The organism is Rhizorhabdus wittichii (genome assembly GCF_017607425.1).
GTDB classification, from domain to species: domain Bacteria; phylum Pseudomonadota; class Alphaproteobacteria; order Sphingomonadales; family Sphingomonadaceae; genus Rhizorhabdus; species Rhizorhabdus wittichii.
Genome location: NZ_CP059319.1, coordinates 1944364 through 1968404, shown reverse-complemented (window position 1 = coordinate 1968404; position 24041 = coordinate 1944364). Strand labels below are relative to the sequence as shown.

The window sequence follows — 24041 nt, the reverse complement described above, 5'->3', positions numbered from 1 at the left end:
GCCATCCGGTTCATAGACAGGCCCGCTACCTGCCTCGCATCGAACGAGGAGATCGGGTTTGGCGGGGCAGCTGATCGTTGCGCGGTCCGGGATCGGAAGCGCGCCGGGCCATCAGGCGTGTGATGGCGAGGCGGTGCCGGCACGGCCGGCGGACGCCGTCGCGCGGCTGCCGCGCGTCGCCTTCCTGTTCAACGCCCAGGCGCACCAGATCCTGCACGGCATCACCACCGCCGAGGCGCTCGCGCTGGGCTGGCAGGTCGACGTCGACATATTGTCGGCCTCGGCGACGCATCTCGACCTCGCCCGCACGCTGACGCAGGGGGAGAGCCACGGCCTGCTCCGGTTCGAACGGATCGGCCCGCGCCTGCTCCACCGCACCGCCGATCTGCTGCGCAGCGCCGTCCCGCCCAAGCTGCTGACCCTTGCCAGCGTGCGCCGGCAGCTCGACCGCTATGACGCGATCGCCCTGCCCGAACGGACCTCGACGATCATGCGCCGCCTCGGCGTCGTCCGGCCGCGCCTGATCCATGTCGACCATGGCGCCGGGGATCGCGCCGCCGGCTTCGACCGGCGCATCGCCCGCTTCGATTTCGCTCTGGTCGCGGGGGAGAAGCAGCGCCGCCGCATGCTGGCGGAGGGGCTGATCCGGCCCGGCGCGCATGCCGTGGTCGGCTATCCCAAATTCGAGGCGATCGACCGGCTGCGCGATCCGCACTGGACGCCCTTCGCCGACGATCGCCCGATCATCCTCTACAACCCGCATTTCTCGGCGAAGCTCGGCTCCTGGCCGCGCCACGGCGTCGCGATCGTCGACGCGATCGTACGCGACGGCCGCTTCAACCTGATCGTCGCGCCGCATATCCGGCTGTGCGACAATGCCCGCGCCCGCGCGGCGGCGACGGCGGCGCTCGCGCCCTATGCCGGGCGCCCCGGCGTCCATGTCGACCTCGGCAGCCACCGTTCGATCGACATGAGCTACACGACGCTGGCCGATATCTATGTCGGCGACGTCAGCAGCCAGGTCTACGAATTCCTGCGCACGCCGCGCCCCGCATTGTTCGTCAACAGCCATGGCCGCGCCTGGCAGGACGATCCCGATTATGCGCACTGGCGCTTCGGTCCGGTGGTCGACGGGCCGGAGGCGCTGGTCGCCGGCCTCGACCGGGCGATCGCCGGCCATGGCGACTATGCGCCCGAGCAGCGCCGCGCCTTCGCCGACACCTTCGACCTTCGCGAGGGCGAGAGCCATTCGCGGCGCGCGGCGGCGGCGATCGCCGGCTTCCTCGGCGCGCGGCCGCGCTGACGCCCTTCGTTCAAGGAGAATGACGATGTTTCGACGGTTGCTTGGCTTTGCGGCGCTGGCGGGGGCGATGGCGGCGCCCGCTGCGGCACAGGACCTGATCGGCCTGACCCGCGCGATCGGCGTCGCCGAACGCAGCCTCTCGGCGCGCGCGATCGAGGGCGAGCTGGAAACCAGCGGCGGCCGGCTGGTCTATGAGATCGACCTGGTGCGCGGACAGGTGTTGCACCGCGCGCTGATCGATGCGCGGACCGGCAAGCTCGTCTCGGCGGTCAAGCCCCGCGCGGAGAACTGGCTGCGCGGCTGGTTCGACAAGGACCGGTTGCGCAGCGGCGGCAAGGCCACCCCGCTGAGCGAGCATCTCGTCGCGCTCGAACGGCACAGCCGCGGCGAGGTCAAGGAGGTCGAGTTCGAGATCCACAAGGGACGCGGCGTCTACGAGATCGAGCTGGCGACCGCCGCCGGCATCGGCAAGGTCCGGCTCGACGCCTCGACCGGGCAGCGGATCGCGCTGGCCCATGACGATTGAGATGCGCGGAGGAGGCGATATAGCGGGACGATGCACGTCCTTCTGATCGAAGACGACCTCCGCGTCGCCGACCATGTCGGCAAGGGGCTGCGCGAGGCGGGGCATATCGTCGAGACGGCGGCGGACGGGCGCGCTGGGCTGCTCCGCGCCGCCGCCGAGGGCTTCGACGTGATCGTCCTCGATCGCATGCTCCCGCAGGTCGACGGGCTCAAGATCCTCCAGACGATCCGCGCCACCGGCGATGCGACCCCGGTGCTGATCCTCAGCGCGCTCGGCGACGTCGACGAGCGGATCCGGGGCCTGCGCGCGGGCGGCGACGATTATCTGCCCAAGCCCTTCGCGCTGTCGGAACTGGTCGCGCGGGTCGAGGCGCTCGGCCGGCGCGGGCCCGCCATCGCCGAGGCGACCGAACTGCGCAGCGGCGACCTGGCGATCGACCTGCTCGGCCGCACCGTCACCCGCGCGGGCCGGCGCATCGACCTCACCCAGCGCGAATTCCGCATCCTCGAATATCTGGTGCGCAGCGCCGGCCGGGTGGTCACCCGCTCGATGCTGCTCGAACATGTCTGGGACTATAATTTCGATCCGCAGACCAACATCATCGACCAGCATGTCAGCCGCCTGCGGCAGAAGCTCGACCGTGGCTTCGACACGCCGCTGATCGAGACGGTGCGCGGCACCGGCTATGTCGTGCGCCCCTCGACGTGAGGCAGCTTTTCGCCAGCCTCTCCTTCCGCCTGGCGCTCGCCTATGCGGGGCTGTTCGTCGGATCGCTGCTGCTGCTGGTCGGCGCTTATTACGCGATGGTCGTGCGCGTGCCGCTCCGCCAGGCCGAGCAGGTCGTCCGGCGCGAGGCCGATCTGCTCGCCAACGTCTATATCGTCGACGGGGAGGGGGCGCTGGTCCGCCGCCTGCGCGCGCGGGACGCCGCCCCCGATCGCTACAAGGCCTTCCACGCCTTCGTCGACCGGGAGGGGCGGGTGGTCACCGCCAACCTGCCGAGCTGGCCGCGCGCGGTCTTCCACGGCTGGGGCAGGATCGAGGCCGACATCCCCGTCGACGGCGACGAGCATGATTTCGAGGCGCTGGCGCTCGACCGGCGCTTCGACGACGGCGCCCGGCTGATCGTCGGCCGCGACATCGACAACATCACCGAGCGGGAGAGGGCGCTCGCCTCGGGCGCCTCGGTCGTCGCGGCGGCGGCGGTGGTGCTGGCGCTGCTCGGCGGCCTGCTGATGAGCCGCGCGATCGGCCGCCGGGTCGACCGCGTCGCCGCCACCGCGCGCAGCGTCATGGCCGGCGACATGTCGAAGCGCGTCTCGGTGGACGGCAGCGGCGACGAGTTCGACCGGCTCGCCGAGACGCTCAACGCCATGCTCCACCGGATCGAGCATTCGATGGAATCGGTGCGCCGGGTCTCCGACAGCGTCGCGCATGAGATGCGCACCCCGCTCGCCCGCCTGCGCGCCAGCCTCGAGGATGCGCTCGTCTCGGGCGAGGGCGATGCGCCGAAGGTCGCCGAAGCGCTGGCCGAGGCGGAGCGGCTGGGCGCGATCTTCGACGCGGTGCTGCGCATCGCCCGGCTGGAGACGGGCAGCCGCGAGATCGAGCTGTCGCCCGCCGACCTGACCATGCTGCTCGAGGACGTCGCCGATTTCTATCGGCCGGAAACCGAGGCGCGCGGCATCATGCTGTCGACCTTCGTCCAGGCCGGGCTGATCCTGCGCTGCGACCGCGACCTGATCTTCCAGGCGGTCGCCAATCTGCTCGACAATGCGATCAGATATACGCCGCCGGGCGGGGAGATCGTCCTGTCGGGACAGGCGGAGAAGGGCGCGCTGCTGATCGCCGTCCGCGACACCGGGCCGGGCATCGCGGAGAGCGACCTGCCGCACGTCACCGAACGCTTCTACCGTGCCAAGGACGGGACGGGGGCGGGGATCGGCCTCGGGCTCAGCCTCGTCGACACGATCGCGCGGTTGCACCGGTCGACCCTCGCCTTCGTCAATCTCGACAGGGGGCTTCGCATCGACTGGCGCTTTCCCGCCTGACGATGATCATCGGCGATCGCCGATGATCATCGCAGCGCCCTTTTCCGCGATCATCAAGGTCGGCGAACTGGTATTGCCCGACGGGATGCGCGGCATGGCCGAGGCATCGACCACCCGGAGCCCATCCAGCCCCCGGACCCGCAGCCGCTCGTCGAGCACCGCGCCGCGATCGTGATCGGCCCCCATCGCGGCGGTGCCGACCGGGTGGAAGATCGTCGTCCCCAGCTCCTCCGCCGCGATGAGCAGCGCCTCGTCGCTGTCGGCGGCGGGCCCCGGACGGAACTCCTCCGGCCGGTAACGGGCGAGCGGCGCCTGCGCGACGATCCGGCGCGTCAGCCGCAGCGATTCGATCGCGACCCGCCGGTCCTCCTCGGTCGACAGATAGCCGGGGGCGATGCGCGGCGGCGCGGCGGGATCGGCGCTGGCCAGGTCGATCCGCCCCCGGCTGGTCGGCCGCAGGTTGCAGACGCTGGCCGTGAAGGCCCCGAAACGGTGCAGGCCGCTGCCCCAGCTGTCGAGCGACAGCGGCTGGAAATGGAATTGCAGGTTGGGCGTCGCATGGATGTCGGACGATCGGGCGAACATGCCGAGCTGCGACGGCGCCATCGTCAGCGGCCCGGCGCGGAACAAAGCATATTCGATCCCCATCGCCGCCCGGCGGAGGAGATTGGCATAGTCGGTGTTGAGCGTGCGCACGCCCTCCACCTTGAAGATCGGGCGGATCTGGAGATGGTCCTGCAGGTTGGCGCCGACGCCGGGCAGGTGGTGGACCGGTTCGATGCCCAGCGCCTTGAGCCGCTCGGCGTCGCCGATCCCCGAAAGCTGGAGCAGCTTGGGCGTGCCGACCGCGCCGGTGGCGAGGATCACCTCGCCCTCCGCCCGCGCCGTCCATCGCTCGCCGCCGCGCCGGAAGGAGAGGCCGGCGGCGCGGCGGCCGTCGAACAGGATGCGGTCGATCTCGACCCCGGTCTCCAGCCGCAGGTTCGGACGCCGCAGCACCGGCTTCAGGAAGGCGCCCGCCGCGCTGACCCGGCGGCCGCCGCGCTGGTTGACGTGGAAATAGCTCGATCCCGCATTGTCGCCGCGGTTGAAATCCTCGATCGGGGCGATGCCGACGGCGGCCCCGGCCTCGCGGATCGCGTCGAGGATGTCCCAGCGGATTCGGGGATGCTCGACCCGCCATTCGCCGCCCCGGCCATGATGCTCGCCGGTCGCCACGGCATGGTCCTCGTGCCGCAGGAAATAGGGGAGGACGTCGTCCCATCCCCAGCCGGCGAGGCCGAGCTGGCGCCAGCCGTCATAGTCGGCCGCCTGGCCGCGCATATAGACCATCGCGTTGATCGACGAGCAGCCGCCGATCACCTTGCCGCGCGGATAGGCGAGCCTGCGTCCGCCGAGCCCCGCCTCCTCGACCGTCTCGAACATCCAGTCGGCGCGCGGATTGCCGATCGCGAAGAGATAGCCGACCGGGATGTGGAACCAGATCCAGCTGTCCTTGCCGCCGGCTTCGAGCAGGAGGACGCGCTTGGCGGGGTCGGCGGACAGACGGTTGGCGAGCAGGCAGCCGGCGGTGCCCGCGCCGGCGATCACATAGTCGAAGCTCCCCAGGTCCTTCACCCGGCCTTCATCGGGGGGAAGCGCCGCCCGATCAAGCGGCATATGTTTCGATCAACGCCTTGCCCGCTCGACGATCGACATGGACTCCGCTTGAGCGGCGGCGCCGGCAGGTCCAGTTTCCGCCGATACAAGGGAGAGAATGCCATGCATCGTCGATCGATCTTTCCGTTCCTGGCGGGCACCGCGCTGCTGCTCGCGGCGGCGGCCCCGGCCGTCGTCCCGGCCAAGCCGCCGGCCTATCTGGAAAGCGCCATATCGGCGCCCGGCCGCCCCGCCGACGCGGTCGCCCTCGACGCCGGCCGCAAGCCCGCCGAGGTGCTCGCCTTCCTCGGTCTGAAGCCCGGCATGGCCGCCGCCGACGTCATGACCGGATCGGGTTATTGGGCGGAGATCATGGCCAATGCGGTCGGCCCGCGCGGCAAGGTGACCGCGTTCGAGCCGGCCCAGTTCTACAACGACCCGGAAGAGCAGAAGGTGTGGAAGGCGCTGACCGCCCGGCGCTCCGACATCGACTTCGTCCGCTATCCGTTCGAGGCGTTCACGGCCGGCGACCGCCGCTTCGACGCGGTGATGATCAACCTCAACTATCACGATCTCTATTGGGAATCGGCGAAGTACGGCATCCCGCGCACCGATCCGCATGCCTTCCTCAGGCAGCTCTACGCGGCGGTGAAGCCCGGCGGCGTGGTCGGCGTGATCGATCATGCCGGGCCGGCGGGCGACACCCGCGCCATCGTCGACAAGCTCCACCGCATCGACCCGGCGGTGGTGAAGGCCGATTTCGCGGCGGCCGGCTTCACGCTGGAGGCGGAAAGCCCGCTGCTCGCCAATCCTGCCGACGATCATGAGAAGCTGGTGTTCGACCCCGCCGTGCGCGGCAAGACCGACCGCTTCCTCTATCGCTTCCGCAAGCCGCGATAGAAGGGAACGCAACCCCGGTCGCGCAGCCGGCGTATCTGTGGCATCAACGGCGCCTGCGCGGTTCGGGGAGGTTCATATGGGGCTCTGGATTTCGGTCGGCGTCGCGGCGCTGCTGCTCGTCTGGCTCGTCGCCATCTACAACCGGCTGGTCCGGCTGCGCGCGCTGGTGCGCGAGGGGTGGAGCGGCATCACCGTCCAGCTTCGCCGCCGGGCGGACCTGATCCCCAACCTCGTCTCCACCGTCGAAGGCTATGCCGCGCATGAACGCGGCCTGTTCGAGGCCGTCACCGCCCAGCGGGGCGAGGCGGCGACGGCGAAGGGCGTCGACGCCACCGCCCGCGCCGACGCGCGGATGAGCGGCATGATCGGACAGCTCTTCGCGGTGGCGGAGGCCTATCCCGACCTCAAGGCCGACGCCAATTTCCGCCAGCTCCAGGACGAGCTGTCGCAGATCGAGGAGGAACTGGCCGGCGCGCGCCGCTATTACAACGCGACGGTGCGGGACCTGAACAGCTCGATCCAATCCTTCCCCAACGTCCTCGTCGCCGGCCCGTTCGGCTTCCGCGAGGAGGAGAGCTATGCCGACGACGTCGCGGCGCTCCAGGCCGCGCCGCGGGTGACGTTCGGCGCCGGCGGGCGCTGACCATGCGCGTCCTGTTCGCGGTCTGGCTGGCGATCGCCGGCTGGATGCTGCCGGCCGCGGCGCAGGCGATCGACGATCCGGCCGCCCTGGTCGCGGCCTATGAGAAGACGCAGGGGCAGGAACGCATCCTCGCCTTCACCAGCGACGTGACGGTCGCGCCGAGCGGCGACTATGACGTGACCGAGACGATCCGCGTCGTCTCGCTCGCCGACCGGATCAAGCACGGCCTCGAACGCGACTTTCCGACCAGCTACCGCAACCGGCTGGGCCAGAAGACCCGCGTCTCGTTCGACGTGCTCGCGGTCAGCCGCGACGGCCGGCCCGAGCATTATGAGCTGATCGACCTCGACAACGGCGTGCGGGTGCGGATCGGCGAGGCGGAGACGCTGCTGTCGCCCGGCGAGCATGTCTATGTCCTCCATTACCGGACGAGCCGGCAGATCGGCTATCGTGACGGCTATGACGAGATCTATTGGAACGTCACCGGCAATGGCTGGGTCTTTCCGATCGACATGGCGGAGGCGCGGATCACCCTGCCGTCGCCAGCGCGCTTCGGCGAGCGCGCCGTCTATACCGGCCCCGACGGATCGACCGCGCACGACGCTGCGGTGTTCGAGGAGCGGCCGGGCTTCATCCATTTCCGCACCACCGCGCCGCTCGATTCCTATAGCGGCCTGACCGTCGCCGCCGCCTTTCCCAAGGGCGTGCTGGAGACGCCGAGCCGGGCGCGCCGCTTCGGCTGGTGGCTGTCCGACTGGGGGCCGCTCGTGGCGGGGCTGGCGGCGCTTGCGGCGCTGCTCGGCTATTATTTCTACGCCTGGCTGCGCGCGGGGCGGGGGCCGCGCCGGGGCACCATCGTCCCGATCTTCGCGCCGCCCGACGATCTCAGCGCCGCCGCCTGCCGCTATATCCGCCGCATGGGCGACGACAATCGCGGCTTCACCGCCGCGATCATCGACCTGGCGGTGCGCGGCCATATCGGCATCACGCGCGAGGATGGCGGCTGGCTGTCGCGCGACCGCACCACGCTCGAACGGCGGCAGGGCGGCAGGCCCGCGCCGGCGCCCGAGATCGCGATGCGCGACACGCTGCTGCCCTCGGCCAGCAGCCGGATCGAGCTGAAGCAGGACAATCACGGCACTCTCCAGGCCGCCCGCGCGAAGCTCGCCAAGGGGCTGGAGGATGCCTATTCGGGGCGGCTGTTCGTCAGGAACGGCGTCTGGGCCGTGGTCGGCCTGCTCGCCATTCCGGCGGCGATCCTGCTGGTCACGACCTTCGCGCTGCTCGTCCACCAGGGCGACGTCGCGACCGGCGTCCTCACCATGCCGTTGCTGGGCGGGCTTTCGTTGCTCGCCGTCTGGGGCTGCCACAAGCTGACCCAGGGCAAGGGCTGCGTCGTCATCCTCGCCTGGCTCGGGCTGATCGCGGCGGTGATGATCGCCTTCATGTGCACCTTTGGCTCGGTCGGCCTCGCGCTCAGCGACGGCGCCTGGCCGGTGCTGCTGCCGCTCGCCGCGCTGCCGCTGGCGATCACCGCCTTCCGCTGGATGTACGCGCCGACCGTCGAGGGCCGGGCGGTGACGGACCGGATCGAGGGCTTCCGCCACTATCTGGGCATCACCGAGGAGGAGCGGCTCGACGCGCTGCACCCGCCGGAAAAGACCCCCGAGCTGTTCGAGCGCTATCTGCCCTATGCGATCGCGCTCGACGTCGAGAATCGCTGGGCCGACAAATTCGCGGCGGTGCTGGCGGCGGCCGCCGCCGCCGGGACGGTGGCGCACACCGCGAGCTGGTATTCGGGCGGCGGCAATGTCTTTGGGACGATCTGGGCGGTTTCGCTGGCAGCGTCGGCTCTCGCCGGCCAGCACCATCTCCGCTCTCGACCTCGCCGGAGCAGCAGCAGCAGCGGCGGTCCTCCGGCGGCGGGATCGTCGGGCGGCGGCGGGAGGCGGGCGGCGGGGCTGGTAGGGGTTTACGACTTGTTAAGCCTGATCCCCTAGCTGTTGGAGCCAGGGAGATCGTCGATGGTCCGCAAAGCCTTCACTGCCGAACCGAGCGTCTTCGTGGCCCGTCACGACCAGCGCTGGCATCCCGGCGCCTGCGCGATGACCGCGATTGTTCTGGCCGCGATCTCCTGGACCCCGATCCTCGCCGCCTGGGCCCTGCTCCACGGCTAGAGCGATTTCTAGGCAGATGGAAACATCTGCCGACTCGGAAATCGCGGTAAGACAAAAGCTTAGAGCGGCCGAGCTGATGCAATTAGATCGTGAACCGCTCTAATCAGCGCAGGCCGAGGAACAGGCGGCGCGTCGTCTTCCCCTTCGCCAGCAGCTTCTCCAGCAGCATCGGCCCGGCGATCGCCGCGGCGAGGCCGGCGAGCAGGTGGATCGCGAAATCCTCGATCCCGATCGCCCGCAGCAGCATCCGCATCGCGACGATGAAGAAGATGTGGAACAGGAAGATCGCGAAGGACGCATGGCCGATCCGCGCCAGCAGCGCGATGCGGGGCACATGCGCGACCAGCAGCAGCGGCGTGATCCCGCCGATCAGCAGCGACAGCCAGGTGCCCCGCCGCGCGCCCATGTGCGGCGGCAGCGTCGCTACATTGTGGATGTGCAGTGCGAAGGCGACGACCAGGATCGCCAGCAGCGCCAGCGTCCAGCCGGAGCTCAGCGGCCCGATGAAGCGGCGCGCGGCGATGCCGATGAAGAAGAAGGGCGCGAGGAAGGCCGCGCCGTTGATCGACAGCAGGTCGATGGGCTCGGCGGGCACGGTCAGCAGGAACCCCGCCAGCACCGCCGCCGCGCAGCCGACCGGGGAATGGAGCAGGAAGCGTTCGAGCAGCGGCAGCAGCAGGAAGATCAGCAGCATCGCCTGCAGGAACCAGTATATCCCGTAGGAGAAGACATAGGCGTGGAGCAGCCCCAGCGCCGCCTCGGCCGGGGGCTGCGGCGCGCGGGCCAGCGCGGCCAGGTAGAAGATCGTCGTCGCGGTCAGCAGCGGCAGCGCCAGCCGCCGCAGCTTGCCCTGCAGGAAGGGGCCGGGCCGCGCCGGATCGAGCTGCTTCAATGTATAGACATAACCGGAGATGAAGGCGAACAGCGGCATCCGGACGTAGAGCAGCACGTCGAGGATCTGGCGCCCGATGCTGGCGTCGGCGATGCGCAGCCCGTCGTCGGCCTTGCCGCCGACGACGTGGAACAGAACCAGCAGCAGGCAGGCGAGCCCGCGCGTCACCTGGACCCGGTCGACCGCCTTCGGCATCCGCGCGGCGGCGGGCAGGGGGACGCCGGGAGCGGGGGCCTGGCTGCTCATCGCAAGGTCAGCGCCGGCAGGTATCGGTCGCGCGGGCGCGGCTGGAGGAACTGGCGCAGATAGCCGCTGCCCCAGCCGAGATGCATGATCATCGCCGCGACCCCGCTCGCCGCTATGCAGGCCGATCGCGCCCGCACCCCCAGCAGCAGGCCGTAGAGCAGGCAGATCGCGGCCCAGGCGGCGGCGGGCAGCGCGAAGATCGGGTGCAGCAGTGCGAACGGCAGCAGCGCGACCGCGAAGGGGACCAGCAGCGGCGCGGCCTGGCGCGGCTTCAGCCGGCTGCCGTGCAGCCGCATCGTCCGCGCGCGGCCCTCGCCATATTTGAAATATTGGCGCAGCAGCGCGCCCGCCGTCTTGCGCGGGTGATAGACGATCGCCTGGCGCGGTTCGAGCCAGATGCGCCCGCCCGCCGCGCGCAGGCGGATGTCGAGCTCGGCGTCCTCATTATGGCTCTGCGTCTCGCGATAGCCGCCGACCCGCAGGAACAGGTCGATCCGCATCAGCGCATGATGGCCATGGTCGACATAGCGGCCCGCGCCGACATGGCGGTGCGGCGACCCGCCGGTGCCGATCAATGAGTTCTGCGCCTCGGCGCAGGCGCGCTGGAAACAGCCGTGCCCGCGCGTGATCATCGGCACCACCACCGACGCCGCGCCGTGGCGCACGGCGCTGTCGAGCAGCCCGGCCATATAGCCCGGCGGATAGTCGCAATGCGCGTCGATCCGCAGCAGCCAGCGCTTGTCCCGCCCCATCGCCGTCACCGCCAGGTTGATCCCGGCGCTCTGGACGCGGCGCAGATTGGCGAGCAGGTGGATGTTGCGGAAGCGGCGGCGATAGTCGGCGACGATCTCCTGGCTGCCGTCGGTGCTGCCGCCATCGGCGACGACGATGTCGGCGCCGCCGGTGTCGGCGATCAGCCGGTCGAGCAGGCGCGGCAGATTGGCCCTCTCGTTGAGGCAGGGGATGACGACCAGCACGTCGCCGGCGAGCAAGCCCGGTCCGGTCATGCCGCGCCTCCCGCCAGCGCCGCGGCGAGCGTGGCGCAATCCTCCTGCCCCGTCACCAGGTCGGGGAGGGGAATGGCGTCGACCCGTGCCCGCTCGGCCGCGTAGCGGGCTTCGTCGAACCCGGCGAGCAGCGCCGCCAGCTCGGGCACCGGATCGCGGACGAGGATGCCGGCGTCGCGCCGCCGCAGCCAGGCGCCGGTCTCGACATGGCCGAGCGCGATCGGCACCGATCCGTGGAAGCTGCCCTCATAGAGCCGGTTGGGCAGCAGCCAGGACGAGTTCAGCCCCTCCTCGAAATAGTCGATCGCCCAGGTGAAATGGGTGCGGCGGTAGAGGGCGGGCAACTCCTCGGGACGATAGGGCCCGGCATAGTCGAGATGGTCGGCCTCGCGCACCGCCCGGTCGAAATCGGGCATCTCCGACAGCGCCGGCCTGCCCGCGATCAGCACCCTGATCCGGCCCTCGCCGCGCCGCGCCAGTTCGGTCAGCATCGCGAGCGATCTTCGGCACCGCAGCATGCCGAACCAGCCGATCGTCCAGGGCGGGCCGGGGTCGCGGCGCAGCGCCGGCCGCGCCGCCGGGCCGGCGATCCCCAGCACCTTGTTCTCGACCAGCAGTGCGGGCTCGTCGGGCGCGAGGCGCGGCGTGAAATAGTTGGAGAGGAAGGCCGGCGAGCTGGTGACGAGCAGGTCGATCCGGTCGAGATGCGAGCGCTCGATCCGCTGGATCAGCCGGTCGACCGTCCCGTTGCCGAGCAGGGTGCGGTGGATGTCGAGGCATTCGTAGACGAGGCGGACGCCGCGCTGCCGGCCGGCGACGCGCGCCGCCAGAATCAGCGATTCCAGGTTGCGCGCCATGTAGATCGCGCAGCCTTCGACGGCGCGGGCGATGCGGTCGGCGAACAGCCAGTTGCGCAGCACCGCCGCCGCGCGCTGCCCGAGCCGCGCATCGGCGGTGCGGCCGAGGTCGACCACCGGAGCGCCGCCGATGTCGGCCGGGGGAAGGGGGGATCGGCGGAAGCCGAGGACGACGGGATCGAGCCCGCCGGCCCGCATCATCGCTATCCGCCGCGCGACGGCGGCGTCGTTCAGATCATGGACGAAATACGCAACTTTCAACCTGGTACCTTTCGTGGCCCCCGCCGCGAATCCCCGTGTCGAACGCTCTCCTTATTGCGCTGCACCCAGCGGATTTCGCTATCGATCGGCTTTTCTTCGATGGCCCGTGCAGTTTCGCGGGCCGGGCGAACGCCCCGGCCCCTGTCAGCGACCGGGAGATGTATATTCTTTGGCGAATGGCTGATTTCCGCTCCCCGCAGCCCGGCGTCTGCGTCGTCATCGCCGCCTATGATGGCGAGCGGACGGTCGCCCGCGCCGTCGCCTCGGCGCTGCGCGAGGCCGAGGTGCGCGAGGTCGTCGTGGTCGACGACGCCTCGACCGACGCGACCGCCGCCCGCGCGGCGCAGGCCGACGACGGCAGCGGCCGCCTCGCCATCCTGCGGCACGATCGCAACCGCGGGCCCTCGGCGGCGCGCAACCATGCGCTGCGTTCCAGTTCGGCCGAGCTGGTCGCCGTGCTCGACGCCGACGACTTCATCGTGCCCGGCCGCTTCGCCCGGCTGCTGGCCATGCCCGACTGGGACATGATCGCCGACAACATCGCCTTCCTGCCCGAACGCCGCGCGGTGGAGTTCGCCTTCGCCGAACTGCGCGACTTTCCCGCCGACGCCCGGCTGATGGCGCTCGACGCCTTCGTCGCCGGCAATATCCCCCAGCCCGGCGTCCGGCGCGGCGAATTGGGCTTCCTCAAGCCGGTGATGCGGCGCGACTTCCTCGAACGGAACCGGCTCGCCTATGACGAAGGGCTGCGGCTGGGCGAGGATTTCATCCTCTACTGCCGGGCGCTGGCGGCGGGGGCGCGGTTCCGGCTGACCGACCAGTGCGGCTATGTCGCGGTCGAGCGCGCCCATTCGCTGAGCGGCCGGCACCGCACCGCCGATCTCGCCGCGCTGGCGCAGGCGCATGAGCATCTGCTCGGCCTGTCGGGGCTTCCGGCCGCCGATCGGGCGCTGGTCGAACGGCATCTCGATCATGTCCGCCGCAAGCTCCATCACCGCGATTTCCTCGATCGCAAGCACAGCGACGGACTGCTCCGCGCGGTCGGCGGCTATGCTGCGCGGCCGGCGACGCTGTGGCGGATCGCCCAGGACGTGGCGCGCGACAAGCTGGGCCGCCGGGCCGGCGATGCGGTCCGGGAGCCGGAGCCGGCCTTGCGCTATCTGTTCGGGTGATGGCCTTTTCCAAATCCTCCCTGCGCGAAGCGCGGGGAGGGGGACCACCCGCAGGGTGGTGGAGGGGGCGGCGCGATCAGCGCCGTTGCACGGCGCACCCCTCCACCGCCTTCGGCGGTCCCCCTCCCCGAGCAAGCTCGGGGAGGATTTCAGTGATCAAGCCGCGAGCAGGGGTTCCACCCCATACATGCCGCGATCGGTGCGGCGCGCGTCGAAATAGGAGCGGATCGACGAACCCTTCAGCAGGTGGCGGGCCATGATGCGGAGCTGGCCGATCTCGAACCGGCGGTCGGTGACGCCCGACAGCCGGCGCAGCCGATAGGTGACGGGCAGCAGCAGATTGCCCTCGATCCGACCGCGCAGCGCCCGGGGGAAGCCGGCGATCGCGCCGAAGAAGCGTTCTGCCTCGGCGCCGTCCTGGAAGATCGATCGCGCGCCGCGCTGGAAGATGCGGCGCAGCGCGGCCTTCTCCTGCTCGCACAGTTCGGTGACGCCCTGCGCCGATGCCTCGCGCGCGGCGGTCCCGAAATCGGCGGCGGCGAGGTCCCACAGTCCCTTGCGCGCCATGATGCTGCCCCGCTGGATGCGCGCAGTCAGCGTCTGGCGCGGCGACGGCGCCGCCCGCTCCTCGGGCGAGCCGATGAAGAATTCGGGCAGGGCATGGCTGCCGTGCAGCTCGCGGAAGATCAGGTGGTTGTATTTGCGCCAGGCCTGCTCGACCTCATGCGCCTTGACGCTCGCGCCCTTGGGGCCGCGCAGGCCGGCATGGTGGCGCTGGTGGAAGGCGACGATCGGCAGGCCGACCCCCTTGAACCGCCGGCCGAGCCGCAGCGCCATCTCATAGTCCTGCGAGCGGGCGAGGCGGGTGTCGAACGGGCCGACCGCGTCATAGCAGCTGCGCCGCGCCAGCATCGCCCCCTGCCAGATGAAGAAGTCCTCCATCAGCCGGACATAGAGCGCGGCGGGCTCGTCCGAGGCGTAGGCGGTGTTCCGCTCGCGCGCGTCGTTGGGCCATTCGCCGAAGAATTTGTCGCACAGCCCATAGGCGTAGCCGGCGTCGGGATGGTCGACCAGCGCCTGGTGGAGAGCGGCGAGCGTTCCCGGCGCGGCGATGTCGTCGTCGTCGAAGATCCAGACGAAGGGCTGGGCGACGCGGCCGAGGCCGTTGTTGAGCGCGGCGGCCTTGCCCGCATTGTCCTGCCGGACATAGGCGACCCCGCGCGCGGCATAGGCGGCGGCGACCTCGCCGGTCGCGTCGTCCGAGCCGTCGTCGATGATGATCACCTCGGCCGGCGGCGGTTCCTGCCCCAGCACGCTGTCCAGCGCCTCGGCCAGGTAATGGGCGCGGTTGAAGGTGGGCATCAGCACCGTGACGGGCAGGGGCGCCCGGGCGGCAACGGTCGTGGGGGCGGTCATAAGGGCCGTATCTCCATTGATCGCGCCTCCCCCCGAAGGCGATTCGGCTGGAATCACTGGTCGGCAGCCTTCGCCGCGACCCGCCTTGCCCGCCCCGACGGGGCCCTCCCGGCGCGCAAAGCCTTGTGAGTCCGTGACGAAACCTATTCCGAAGCGTCGATGAAAAAAAGATGGTTTTATGCTGCGGTGCGAATATAACGATCGCGTTGGGGGGCAGTAAACACTAACCGCAGGGTGGTGAACTGCCATGAAAGCCGCGTCGGAAGCGGTGTCTTCCGCAGATAATGAAGATCTCAAGCGCCGGGCTGTTCATGGAACGGTTGCGATAGGGCTCGCGCAAGTTGTAAAATTTGCAACACAATTACTGTCCGTCGTGATTTTGGCACGGCTCCTCGCACCTACGGACTTTGGTTTGTTCGCGATGGTCATGCCGTTGGCCGCTTTCGTCATGATGGTGCAGGACATCGGCCTGTCGCAGGCGGTCGTCGCCTCGCCGCATCTCACCCCGGCGCAGACCAGCGCGATGTTCTGGATCAACGCGGCGCTGTCGCTGTCGCTGGCGCTGCTGTTCGCGATAGCGGCGCCACTGATCGCCGCCTTCTTCGGCGAGCCGCGGCTGGTGGCGCCCGCGCTCGCGCTGGCCGGATCGGTGCTGGTGTCGGGGCTCGCCACCCAGCATTTCGCCCATCTCACCAAGACGCTGCGATTCGGGACGATCGCCGTCATCGACATCGCCTCGACCCTGCTCGGCTTCGCCGCGGCGGTCGCGATCGCCTGGTTCGCGCCCGGCATCTGGGCGCTCGTCGCCTCGGTGCTGGTCGGCATGGGCGTCGGGCTGGTCGGCGCGTGGGCCACCGCCTGCTGGCTGCCGGGGCGGCCGGCGCGGTTCGCCGAGGTGCGCGAACTGCTGCGCCTCGGCGCGGGCCTGTCGACCTTCACCCTGTCCAATTTCTTCGCCCGCAATCTCGACAATGTGATGATCGGGCGCTGGGCGGGGGCGGTGCAGCTCGGCTTCTACGACCGCGCCTACAAGCTGCTGCTGTTCCCTCTGCAACAGATCAACAACCCGATCGGCCGGGTGATGGTGCCGGTGCTGTCGCGGCTCGTCGACGAGCCGCACCGCTACCGCCACGCCTATCGGCGGACGATCCGGCTGATGCTGATGGTCACGCTGCCGGGCGTCGCGTTCATGCTGGTCTTCGCCGCGCCGCTGATCGACGCGCTGATGGGGCCGCGCTGGCGGCCGGCGGCGGCGATCTTCACCTGGCTCGCGGTCGCTGCGCTGCACCAGCCGATGAGCGCCACCTTCGGCTGGCTGTTCATCAGCCAGCGGCGCGGCGGCGAGTTCGGGCGCTGGGGCCTGTTCAACATGGTCACCAGCGTTCTGGCCTTCGCGATCGGCCTGCCCTGGGGCGCGATCGGCGTCGCCGCCGCCTATGCGCTCAGCGACGTGCTGATCCGCATGCCGGTGCTGTGGTGGTGGGTCGGCCGGTCGGGCCCGGTCCGCCATCGCGACCTGCTGTCGATCGTCTGGCCGTTCGCGATCGCGCTGGCCGGAACGCTGGCGGGGCTGGCCGGGCTGCGCCTGTGGGGTGGCGCGACCGGGCTGGCCGGGCTGGTCCTCGCCGCCGGCTTCGCCTTCGGAAGCTTCGCCGTCCTGCTCGCCTTCACCGCGCCCGGCCGGGAAACGCTGGCCGAGGCGGCGGCGCTGGTCGGGAGCCGGCTGGGCCGGTTCGGATCGCCGGGGCAGCGGGACAGGGGAAGCGGGCGACCGGCAATCGAATCACGTTGAGGCTGAAAGGGGGCTTTTGGCAGGTCAAATCGGAGGTTGATAATCGATCATGGACCATGTGCAGGAATTCCCCACCGCGGACGCCCGGTCCGACGGCGGGCGCCTGAAGGGGCTGCTGCCGGATCCCGGCTATCTCTGGATGATCTTCAGGCGCCATCTCTGGCTGTTCCTGGGCGTCGCCTTCCTGATCCTCGCGGCGGTGGTGCTGCGGACCGTGCTGATGGTGCCGATCTACACCAGCACCGCCAGCGTCGTGATCGAGCCGCGCGCCAACGACGTCATCGAGATGCAGTCGGTGGTGCCGAACCTGCCCAAGGACAGCGACGTCGTCGACACCGAGGTGCGGATGATCACCTCGCCGACCCTGGCGATGCGGGTCGTCACCGATCTCCGCCGGCAGGGCTATGACGTCGGCCCGATCCGTACCCAGGCCGAACTGGAGCATGCGGCGACGCTGCTGCTCCGCAAGGTGGCGGTGGCCCGGTCGGGCCTGACCTACGTCATCGACATCACCGCCAGCTCGGACCGCTCCGACATGGCCGCCGCGATCGCCAACACCTTCGCGCGCCAATATGTCGCCGCGCAGACCGACGCCAAGGTCGGCGCCACCCGCTCGGCAAACGTCTGGCTCAACCGCCGCATGACCGAGCTGCGCGCCGCCGCCGGTTCGGCCGACGCCGCGCTCCAGGACTACAAGATCCGCAACGGGCTGATGAGCGCGCAGGGCGCGACCATGGCCGAGCAGGAGGTCTCCTCGCTCAACCAGCAGATCTCGCTCGCCCGCGCCGACCTCGCCGAGAAGCAGGGCCGCCTCAACGCCGCCCGCGCCCAGCTCCAGCGCGGCGGCAAGGGCGCCGACGTCGGCGCGGCGCTCGGATCGGGCACCGTCGCCAGCCTGCGCGCCCGCGAGGCGGAGGCGAGCCAGCAGCTCGCCCAGCTCGAGACCCGCTATGGCGATCTCTATCCCGAGGTGAAGACCGCCAGGAGCCAGCTCGCCGACATCCGCGCCCAGATCCAGCAGGAGATCGACCGCATCCTCTCCAGCCTGGAGGCCGATGTCCGCGTCGCCTCGTCGCGGCTCAGTTCGCTCCAGGGCAGCCAGTCGCAGGCCAAGGGCGCGCTCGCCTCGAACAGCTCCGCGCAGGTCGGCTATCTCGAGCTCGAACGCCGCGCCGACGCGAGCAAGCAGATCTACGAGGCGTTCCTCAACCGGTCGAAGGAGACCGCCGCGCAGGAGGGGCTGCAGCAGCCCGACGCGCGCATCTCGGCGCTGGGCGCGGTGCCGCTGCTTCCGGATTCTCCGAACATCAAGCTCGCGGCGCTGTTCGGCATCGTCGGTTCGCTGCTCGGCGGGCTGGTCGCGGTCGCGCTCGCCGAATATCTCCAGCGCGGCGTCCGCACCAAGGCCGACGTCGAGCGGCGGCTGCGCGTCCGCTATGCCGGCGCGGTGCCGAGCCTGGGATCGACGCTCGGAGGCCTGCGCGAGACCGAGACGCCGCAGGACTATATCATCTCGCACCCCTTCTCCTCCTTCGCGGAATCGCTGCGCGGCCTGCGTGCCTTCGTGGCGCTGCGCAGCCGGGCGCGGACGCTGGCGATCACCTCGCCGCTGCCGCAGGAGGGCAAGACCACGACCTCGGTCTGCCTTGCCCGCACCGCCGCGCTGGCCGGGACCAGCACCGTTCTGGTCGATTGCGACCTCCGCCGGCGCGGGTCGAGCGAGATGCTGGGCATCCGCCCCCGGGTCGGCCTGATCGAGGTGCTGTCGGGCACGGCGCGGCTCGACGACGCGCTGGTGGTCGACGAGGCGACCGGGCTGCATGTCCTCGGCACGCCAGAGGCCCAGCCGAGCGCCTATGACCCGCTGACCCCGGCCAATCTCGACAAGCTGCTCCGCCAGCTCCGCGAGCGGTTCGAGTTCGTCGTCGTCGACACCGCCCCGATCCTGGGCGTCGCCGACGCCCGCGCGGTAGCGTCGTCGGTCGACAGCGTCCTCGTCATCACCCGCTGGCGCAAGACGTCGATCAACGCGGCGGAGACGGCGATCGAGCTGCTCGTCGACGCCAACGCCAATATCGCCGGACTGGCGCTGACCCAGGTCGACATCCGCCGCTACGCCAGCACCGGGGAGAGCGACGTCTACGGCTACCACAAGAAATTCAAGGGATATTACCAGAACTGACGGGCTCTTGGGGGCTGGCAACCAGAGGAGGAAACATGCGAATCCCCCAATTGCTCACCGTGCTTTCGGGCACGGCGCTGTGTTCGGCCGTGCAGGCGCAGGAGATACCGCCCAATGTCGGCGTGGCCGACCGCGAGCGGCCCGCCTTCGATGCGCTGGGCCTGCGCGCCGGATCGCTGCTGATCTATCCGAGTGTCGCCGGGCGGACCGAATATGACGACAATGTCCTCGCCACCGGCGCCGGCAAGCGCGGCGACACGATCTTCACGATCGAGCCCGAGGTCCGCGTACGCAGCGATCTCGCCCGCCACGCCTTCGACGTGAAGGCCTATTACCACCGCAGCTTCCACGCCAAGCTCGATACCGAGGATGCGAGCGAATATGGCGTCAACGGCCGCGGCGTCGTCGACGTCACCCGGCGCACGCGGATTCGCCTGACCGGCAGCGCCGAGCGCAACGCGGAGAACCGGTCGAGCCTCGCCAGCTTCTCGGGATCGCGCACCCGCGTGAAATATGATCGCTTTTCGGGATCGGCCGGGCTGGAGCAGGAGGTCGGCGACTTCGTCCTGCTCGGCAAGGGCGAATATCGCCGGATCCGCTACATGGACACGACCGATCCGCTCGGGAACCCGATTGACCTGAGCTTCCGCAACCTCAAGGTCCGCACCGGCACCGGCCAGATCGCCTATCGGCTGCGATCGGGCACCAGCGCCTTCATCCGGGTCCAGAGCGAGAAGCGCACCTATGACCTGCGGCCCGGCGATCCGGGATTCGATCCGATCACCCAGACCGACCGCAGTTCGAAGGGGCTGAAGGCCGAAGCCGGCCTCGGGCTCGAGCTGACCAGCCTGATCTACGGCAATATCCGGCTCGGCTACATGAAGCAGAATTATGCCGATCCGAAGCTGCGCGACGTCAGCGGCCTGTCCTACGGCGCCGACATCCTATGGAACGTCACGCCGCTGACCAGCCTCAAATTCACCGCCGAGCGCGCGGTCGACGAGACCAGCTCGCAGACCACGGCGGGCAACCTGCGCAGCGAGTTCACGGCCGATGTCGACCATGAACTGCTGCGCAACCTGATCCTGTCGGCCGGGGTGCGCTACGCCCGGATCAACCCGGCTGGGCTGTCGCCCAAGAGCCGCGAATATGAGGCGCGGCTCGGCGCTCGCTACCTGTTGCCGAACCGCTTCATGGAGCTGCGCGCCGGCTATGCGTTCGAGAAGCGCAGCTCGGCGAACCCGAGCATCCGCTTCAACTCGAACAACATCTTCGTCACGCTGACGATCAAGCGCTGACCGGCACCTCGCGCTCGCCGCGGAAGCGGCGGGGCCGGTCGGGGAGGCGATCGGGGCGATGGCCGCGCGCCAGCCAGCCGGCGCTGACGACCAGCCCGGCGGCGAGCAGCGCGGTCGTATAGTGGAATGGGCCGGTGCCGATCGATTCGAACGGCATGCGCACCACCTCATAGGTCAGCAGCGTGCACCAGCCGATCATGATCGCGTCGGGGCGGATCATCGTCCGGACCAGCAGCAGGATCGACAGCGCGACGAACACCAGGACGAACAGCGCCAGCCCGGCATAGCCGAGATGGACGAGCAGCTCGGTCGGCGTGCTGTGGAAGTTGAAGCCCGAGCGCGAGGTGATGCCCGCATAGCGCCACAGCCCCTCGGCATCGAGATTGCCCTTGCGCCAGAAGGCGTTGTAGCCGACCCCGAGCAGCGGCTTCTCCTCGATCAGCGCGGCCGCCCGGCCCCAGAGATAGGTTCGCCCGGTCAGGGTGCTGTCCTTGCCCAGCGCGCGCGACATCTGCGCCACCAGCGGCGGCAGCCAGATATGCTGGGTCAGAACGGCGGTCGCGATGCCGAGGATCGCGGTGACGCCGGTGACCACCCGGGCGGGCCTGGAGAAGAGCCGCGATAGGTTCCACAACAGGAACAGCGGCACCGCGATGCCGACCGCGAGGACCGCGCCCGACGAGCGCGAGGCGATCAGCATGTCGGCCTGCACCGCCATCGCGACCAGCGCGAGCAGCGCCAGCCAGGGTTTCCGCTCCTCGATCGCATCGAACAGCACGGCGAGTGAGAGGATGATGCCGACGGCGCCGCAATCGCCTGCGGTGTTCTTGGCCTGGGCGAGCCCCGCAAAGGCCGAGCTGCCGATCGCGCCGCCGCCCCAGGCGACGCTGCGGCCGAAGATCAGCGAGGAGAAGCCGTAGACGGCGAAGGCGAGGAACACGCCGCGCATCGCCGCCTTGCGGTCGAGCCCGGCGCCGACGATGCAGCCGATCAGCGCGGTGATCAGGAACTGGATGCCGTAATAGCGGCTGGCGTACGGATCGACCGACCAGAGCCAGGAGGCCGCCGCGAACAGCGGCAGCAGCAGATAGAGGCTCGATGCGCGCAGCAGGCGGGGAAGGTCCTCGCGCCGCCAGACGCAGTGGACGGCGAGCAGGACGAGCAGCAGCAGCGGGGTCAGCGACTTGAGCTGCGGCACGAACAGCATCAGGCTGACCGACGCGAAGCCGAAGAACAGGTCGTAGCCCCTGGCGGCGCGCAGGTCGCGCGGCCGTTCGACCGCCGCGAGCCGGGCGATCACCAGATGGGCGGGGGCGCCGTTCACGCGGACCCTAGAAGAAGCGTTCGCCGACCCGGATCGTGTCGCCGGGCATCAGCAGCACCGCCTTGCCCTTGATCTGGACCGGCCGCTCGGCGGTTTCGAGCGCGCGCTTGATGAACACGCGCTTCGTGTTCGCGCGGTAGCTGAAGCCGCCCGCCATCGCCACCGCCTGCTGCACGGTGATGCCGTTGACGAAGGGATATTCACCCGGCTTGTTGATCTCGCCGAGGATGTAGAAGGGGCGATAGTTGAGCACCTCGGCGCTCACCCGCGGGTCCTTCAGATAGCCGGCGGCGAGCTTCGAGCGGATGCTTTCCTGCAATGCCTCGACCGTCTGGCCGCTGGCGGGGACGTTGCCGATCAGCGGGAAGGAGACGATGCCCGTGCTGCTGACGACATATTCGCCGTCGAGCTTGGGCTCGCCGAACACGCTGATCCGCAGCTTGTCGCCGGTGCCCAGCACATAGCCGGGCGCGAGGGTGGTTCCCAGCGGCACCGATGCCGCCGAGCCCTGCGGCGTGGGCGCCTGGGCCTCCTGCGCGATGGCGGGATGCGCCAGTCCGAGCCCAAGGACGAGGAGCAGCGCGAGCGCCAGGGACGCGGCGCGGCGGAAGGAAAATGTCACGAAAGCCGTCATGTCGAAATCCTCTTCCCCGCCGGATCGAAGCCTGGCCGGGTCAATAGGCCTCCCGGTGGAAGAACAGGGTGATCGCGGTGCGGACGATGATCACCAGGTCGAGCGAGATCGACCAGCGCTCGATATATTCGAGGTCGCTGTCGAAGCGCCGGATGATGTCCTCCTCGCGCAGCGTGTTGCCGCGGAAGCCGCGCACCTGCGCGAGGCCGGTCAGGCCGGGAAGGACGCGGTGACGGGCCGGATAGCGCGCCACCACCTCCTCGTAGAGCCGGTCCGCCGCCTTGGCGCCATAGGCGTGGGGGCGGGGGCCGACCAGCGACATGTCGCCGCGCAGGATGTTGATGAGCTGCGGCAGCTCGTCGAGGCTGGTCTTGCGGATGAAGGCGCCGACCCTGGTGACCCGCGCATCCCCGCGGGTGACGAGCTTGTCGGCGTTCTGGTCGGTCGCCGCGATGTGCATGCTGCGGAATTTGAGCATCGTGAACGGCTCGTTGTTCATGCCCCGGCGCTTCTGCCGGAACAGCACGGGGCCGGGCGATTCGATCCAGATCGCCGCCGCGACGAACAGCATCAGCGGGCCGAAGAAGAGCAGCGCCAGCGCGGCGACGCTGCGGTCGAGCGCGATCTTCATCAGCGCGCCGATGCCCTGCATCGGGCGCTGGTAGAGCGCGATCGTCGCGAACGGGCCGCAGCGCTGGATGCTCATCGTCCGGCGCGCGAGCTGCAGCTCCGACGGCACGATCATGACGTCGACATTGACCTCCTCCAGCCGGCGCATGACATGCTCGACCACGCCCTGCTCGTGCCAGGGCAGGTTGAGCAGGATCGCGTCGATATGGCCGGCGCGGGCCCGCGCGATCAGGTCGTCGAGGCCCCAGCGCAGCTTGATCCGGTCGGGCGCGGCGACGGCGACGTCGCGCGTCTCCCCATAGATGCTGTCGATCTGGAAGCGGCGGTCGTTGTTCTGGAGGATGTTGAGCAGATGCTCGACCCGGCCGTCGGTGCCGTAGATGGCGAGCCGGTCGCCCAGCGTCCCGCTGCGGTGGAGCGATTCCGAGAGCTGGTCGGACACCACCATCACCCCGTAGATCACCACGCCGCCGAGCATCACGCCGGTCGCGATCCACAGCCGCGACAGTTCGAGATGATCCTTCGACAGGAAGGCGAGCACGATGATCGCGCCGGTCGCCTTCAGCCAATAGCCGATCTTCTGCGCGAGCCGGTCGGTGCGGCAGTCGAAGGCCGAATCCGGGCCGATGGCGCACAGGCCGGCATAGGTGGTCAGCCAGATCAGCGTGCCCCAGAACACGCTGACGGGTTCGTTGATGATCCATTTGGGAAACAGCGATGCGCTGAGCATCAGGGCGGCGGCGAGCGCCACGAATTCGCAGGCACGTCGCGTGTCGCGGGCGATATGGAACGACAATCCCTTCCGCCGGACGGGCGGCACGCTGACCGAGGCCTTGCTGGGATCGTCGATGATCTCGTCCGGACGAAGCGGCGCGCTGTCCACGTCATTCCCAGGCTTGAGCCTGAGGTGCATCGTTGAACGAAGCATATGTAGCTCCCTAAACCCACAAGTGCGAGTTTCGATGAGCCCCCCAATAAGATTACTTTGCAATGCACCATGAGATGGGTCAACGTCGGAACGCGACAGAAGAACAATTTCCCAAATATTCGCCCCGCATTAGGCACATTTCACCGCAGTGGGAATTTGTTCCC

Annotated in this window: 20 protein-coding genes; 12 read left to right on the top strand and 8 right to left on the bottom strand. The window is 69.6% G+C overall.

The window, feature by feature from the left end:
* Positions 1-58 precede the first annotated feature (58 nt).
* Genes HRJ34_RS09270 through HRJ34_RS09255 form a run of 4 tightly spaced genes read left to right on the top strand, consistent with a single transcriptional unit; the run spans position 59 to position 3880 of the window.
* On the top strand, positions 59-1303 hold the full coding sequence (locus HRJ34_RS09270; protein ID WP_208633930.1) for a CDP-glycerol glycerophosphotransferase family protein: 1245 nt from the start codon (positions 59-61) through the stop codon (positions 1301-1303).
* A 25-nt stretch (positions 1304-1328) separates the two neighbouring features.
* Positions 1329-1829: a PepSY domain-containing protein gene (locus HRJ34_RS09265; RefSeq protein WP_208633929.1), complete on the top strand. Its 501-nt coding sequence runs from the start codon at positions 1329-1331 to the stop codon at positions 1827-1829.
* Between the two features lie 30 nt (positions 1830-1859).
* Entirely contained in the window at positions 1860-2537 is a 678-nt protein-coding gene (locus tag HRJ34_RS09260) for a response regulator transcription factor (RefSeq protein WP_208633928.1), read from the top strand.
* Positions 2534-3880 carry a sensor histidine kinase gene (locus HRJ34_RS09255; RefSeq protein WP_051170374.1) on the top strand — a complete coding sequence of 449 codons (1347 nt, stop codon included), beginning with the start codon at positions 2534-2536 and terminating at the stop codon, positions 3878-3880. Before HRJ34_RS09260 ends, HRJ34_RS09255 begins: the two co-directional genes overlap by 4 nt.
* 6 nt (positions 3881-3886) lie before the next feature.
* On the opposite strand, the gene HRJ34_RS09250 is transcribed toward HRJ34_RS09255, so the two are convergent.
* Positions 3887-5539 carry a GMC family oxidoreductase gene (locus tag HRJ34_RS09250; RefSeq protein WP_012050692.1) on the bottom strand — a complete coding sequence of 551 codons (1653 nt, stop codon included), beginning with the start codon at positions 5537-5539 and terminating at the stop codon, positions 3887-3889.
* 102 nt (positions 5540-5641) lie between these two features.
* On the opposite strand from HRJ34_RS09250, the gene HRJ34_RS09245 reads away from it, so the two are divergent.
* From HRJ34_RS09245 to HRJ34_RS09230, 4 genes are all read left to right on the top strand, one after another.
* Complete coding sequence (locus HRJ34_RS09245; protein ID WP_012050693.1) at positions 5642-6418, top strand: class I SAM-dependent methyltransferase; 777 nt, start codon at positions 5642-5644, stop codon at positions 6416-6418.
* 76 nt (positions 6419-6494) lie between these two features.
* Positions 6495-7061, top strand: a complete 567-nt coding sequence (locus HRJ34_RS09240) for a LemA family protein (protein WP_012050694.1) — start codon at positions 6495-6497, stop codon at positions 7059-7061.
* A gap of 2 nt (positions 7062-7063) precedes the next feature.
* On the top strand, positions 7064-9061 hold the full coding sequence (locus tag HRJ34_RS09235; protein ID WP_208633927.1) for a DUF2207 domain-containing protein: 1998 nt from the start codon (positions 7064-7066) through the stop codon (positions 9059-9061).
* A 24-nt stretch (positions 9062-9085) separates the two neighbouring features.
* Complete coding sequence (locus HRJ34_RS09230) at positions 9086-9238, top strand: hypothetical protein (RefSeq protein WP_158305173.1); 153 nt, start codon at positions 9086-9088, stop codon at positions 9236-9238.
* A 103-nt stretch (positions 9239-9341) separates the two neighbouring features.
* Here the strand turns inward: HRJ34_RS09230 and HRJ34_RS09225 are convergent, their stop codons facing one another.
* From HRJ34_RS09225 to HRJ34_RS09215, 3 genes are read right to left on the bottom strand one after another with little or no spacing between them, the layout of a single operon-like run.
* Positions 9342-10376 carry an acyltransferase family protein gene (locus HRJ34_RS09225; RefSeq protein ID WP_208633926.1) on the bottom strand — a complete coding sequence of 345 codons (1035 nt, stop codon included), beginning with the start codon at positions 10374-10376 and terminating at the stop codon, positions 9342-9344.
* Positions 10373-11383, bottom strand: a complete 1011-nt coding sequence (locus tag HRJ34_RS09220; protein WP_208633925.1) for a glycosyltransferase family 2 protein — start codon at positions 11381-11383, stop codon at positions 10373-10375. Before HRJ34_RS09220 ends, HRJ34_RS09225 begins: the two co-directional genes overlap by 4 nt.
* Positions 11380-12501 (bottom strand): glycosyltransferase, encoded by a 1122-nt coding sequence (locus HRJ34_RS09215; protein WP_208633924.1) that lies wholly within the window; start codon positions 12499-12501, stop codon positions 11380-11382. The genes HRJ34_RS09220 and HRJ34_RS09215 overlap by 4 nt, the downstream gene beginning before the upstream one ends.
* Positions 12502-12677: 176 nt before the next feature.
* Between HRJ34_RS09215 and HRJ34_RS09210 the strand changes: the two genes are divergently transcribed.
* A complete protein-coding gene (locus tag HRJ34_RS09210) occupies positions 12678-13673 on the top strand; it encodes a glycosyltransferase (protein WP_226949118.1) in 996 nt (331 codons plus the stop codon).
* 156 nt (positions 13674-13829) lie between these two features.
* Here the strand turns inward: HRJ34_RS09210 and HRJ34_RS09205 are convergent, their stop codons facing one another.
* Positions 13830-15089: a glycosyltransferase family 2 protein gene (locus HRJ34_RS09205; protein WP_208633922.1), complete on the bottom strand. Its 1260-nt coding sequence runs from the start codon at positions 15087-15089 to the stop codon at positions 13830-13832.
* A gap of 247 nt (positions 15090-15336) precedes the next feature.
* Here HRJ34_RS09205 and HRJ34_RS09200 point away from each other — a divergent pair, with 247 nt between their 5' ends.
* Genes HRJ34_RS09200 through HRJ34_RS09190 form a run of 3 tightly spaced genes read left to right on the top strand, consistent with a single transcriptional unit; the run spans position 15337 to position 20361 of the window.
* On the top strand, positions 15337-16881 hold the full coding sequence (locus HRJ34_RS09200) for a lipopolysaccharide biosynthesis protein (protein WP_226949117.1): 1545 nt from the start codon (positions 15337-15339) through the stop codon (positions 16879-16881).
* A gap of 49 nt (positions 16882-16930) precedes the next feature.
* Positions 16931-19063: a GumC family protein gene (locus HRJ34_RS09195; protein WP_016745170.1), complete on the top strand. Its 2133-nt coding sequence runs from the start codon at positions 16931-16933 to the stop codon at positions 19061-19063.
* A gap of 35 nt (positions 19064-19098) precedes the next feature.
* Positions 19099-20361 (top strand): outer membrane beta-barrel protein, encoded by a 1263-nt coding sequence (locus HRJ34_RS09190; RefSeq protein WP_012050703.1) that lies wholly within the window; start codon positions 19099-19101, stop codon positions 20359-20361.
* Here the strand turns inward: HRJ34_RS09190 and HRJ34_RS09185 are convergent.
* The 3 genes from HRJ34_RS09185 to HRJ34_RS09175 are packed head-to-tail and all read right to left on the bottom strand — an operon-like array spanning position 20351 to position 23877.
* Positions 20351-21685: an O-antigen ligase family protein gene (locus tag HRJ34_RS09185; RefSeq protein ID WP_208633920.1), complete on the bottom strand. Its 1335-nt coding sequence runs from the start codon at positions 21683-21685 to the stop codon at positions 20351-20353. The genes HRJ34_RS09190 and HRJ34_RS09185 overlap by 11 nt on opposite strands.
* Positions 21686-21692: 7 nt before the next feature.
* Positions 21693-22319, bottom strand: coding sequence for a polysaccharide biosynthesis/export family protein (locus HRJ34_RS09180; protein WP_208633919.1), 627 nt, complete (start codon positions 22317-22319; stop codon positions 21693-21695).
* Positions 22320-22359: 40 nt separating this feature from the next.
* A complete protein-coding gene (locus HRJ34_RS09175; RefSeq protein ID WP_029993437.1) occupies positions 22360-23877 on the bottom strand; it encodes an exopolysaccharide biosynthesis polyprenyl glycosylphosphotransferase in 1518 nt (505 codons plus the stop codon).
* Between the last annotated feature and the right edge of the window lie 164 nt (positions 23878-24041).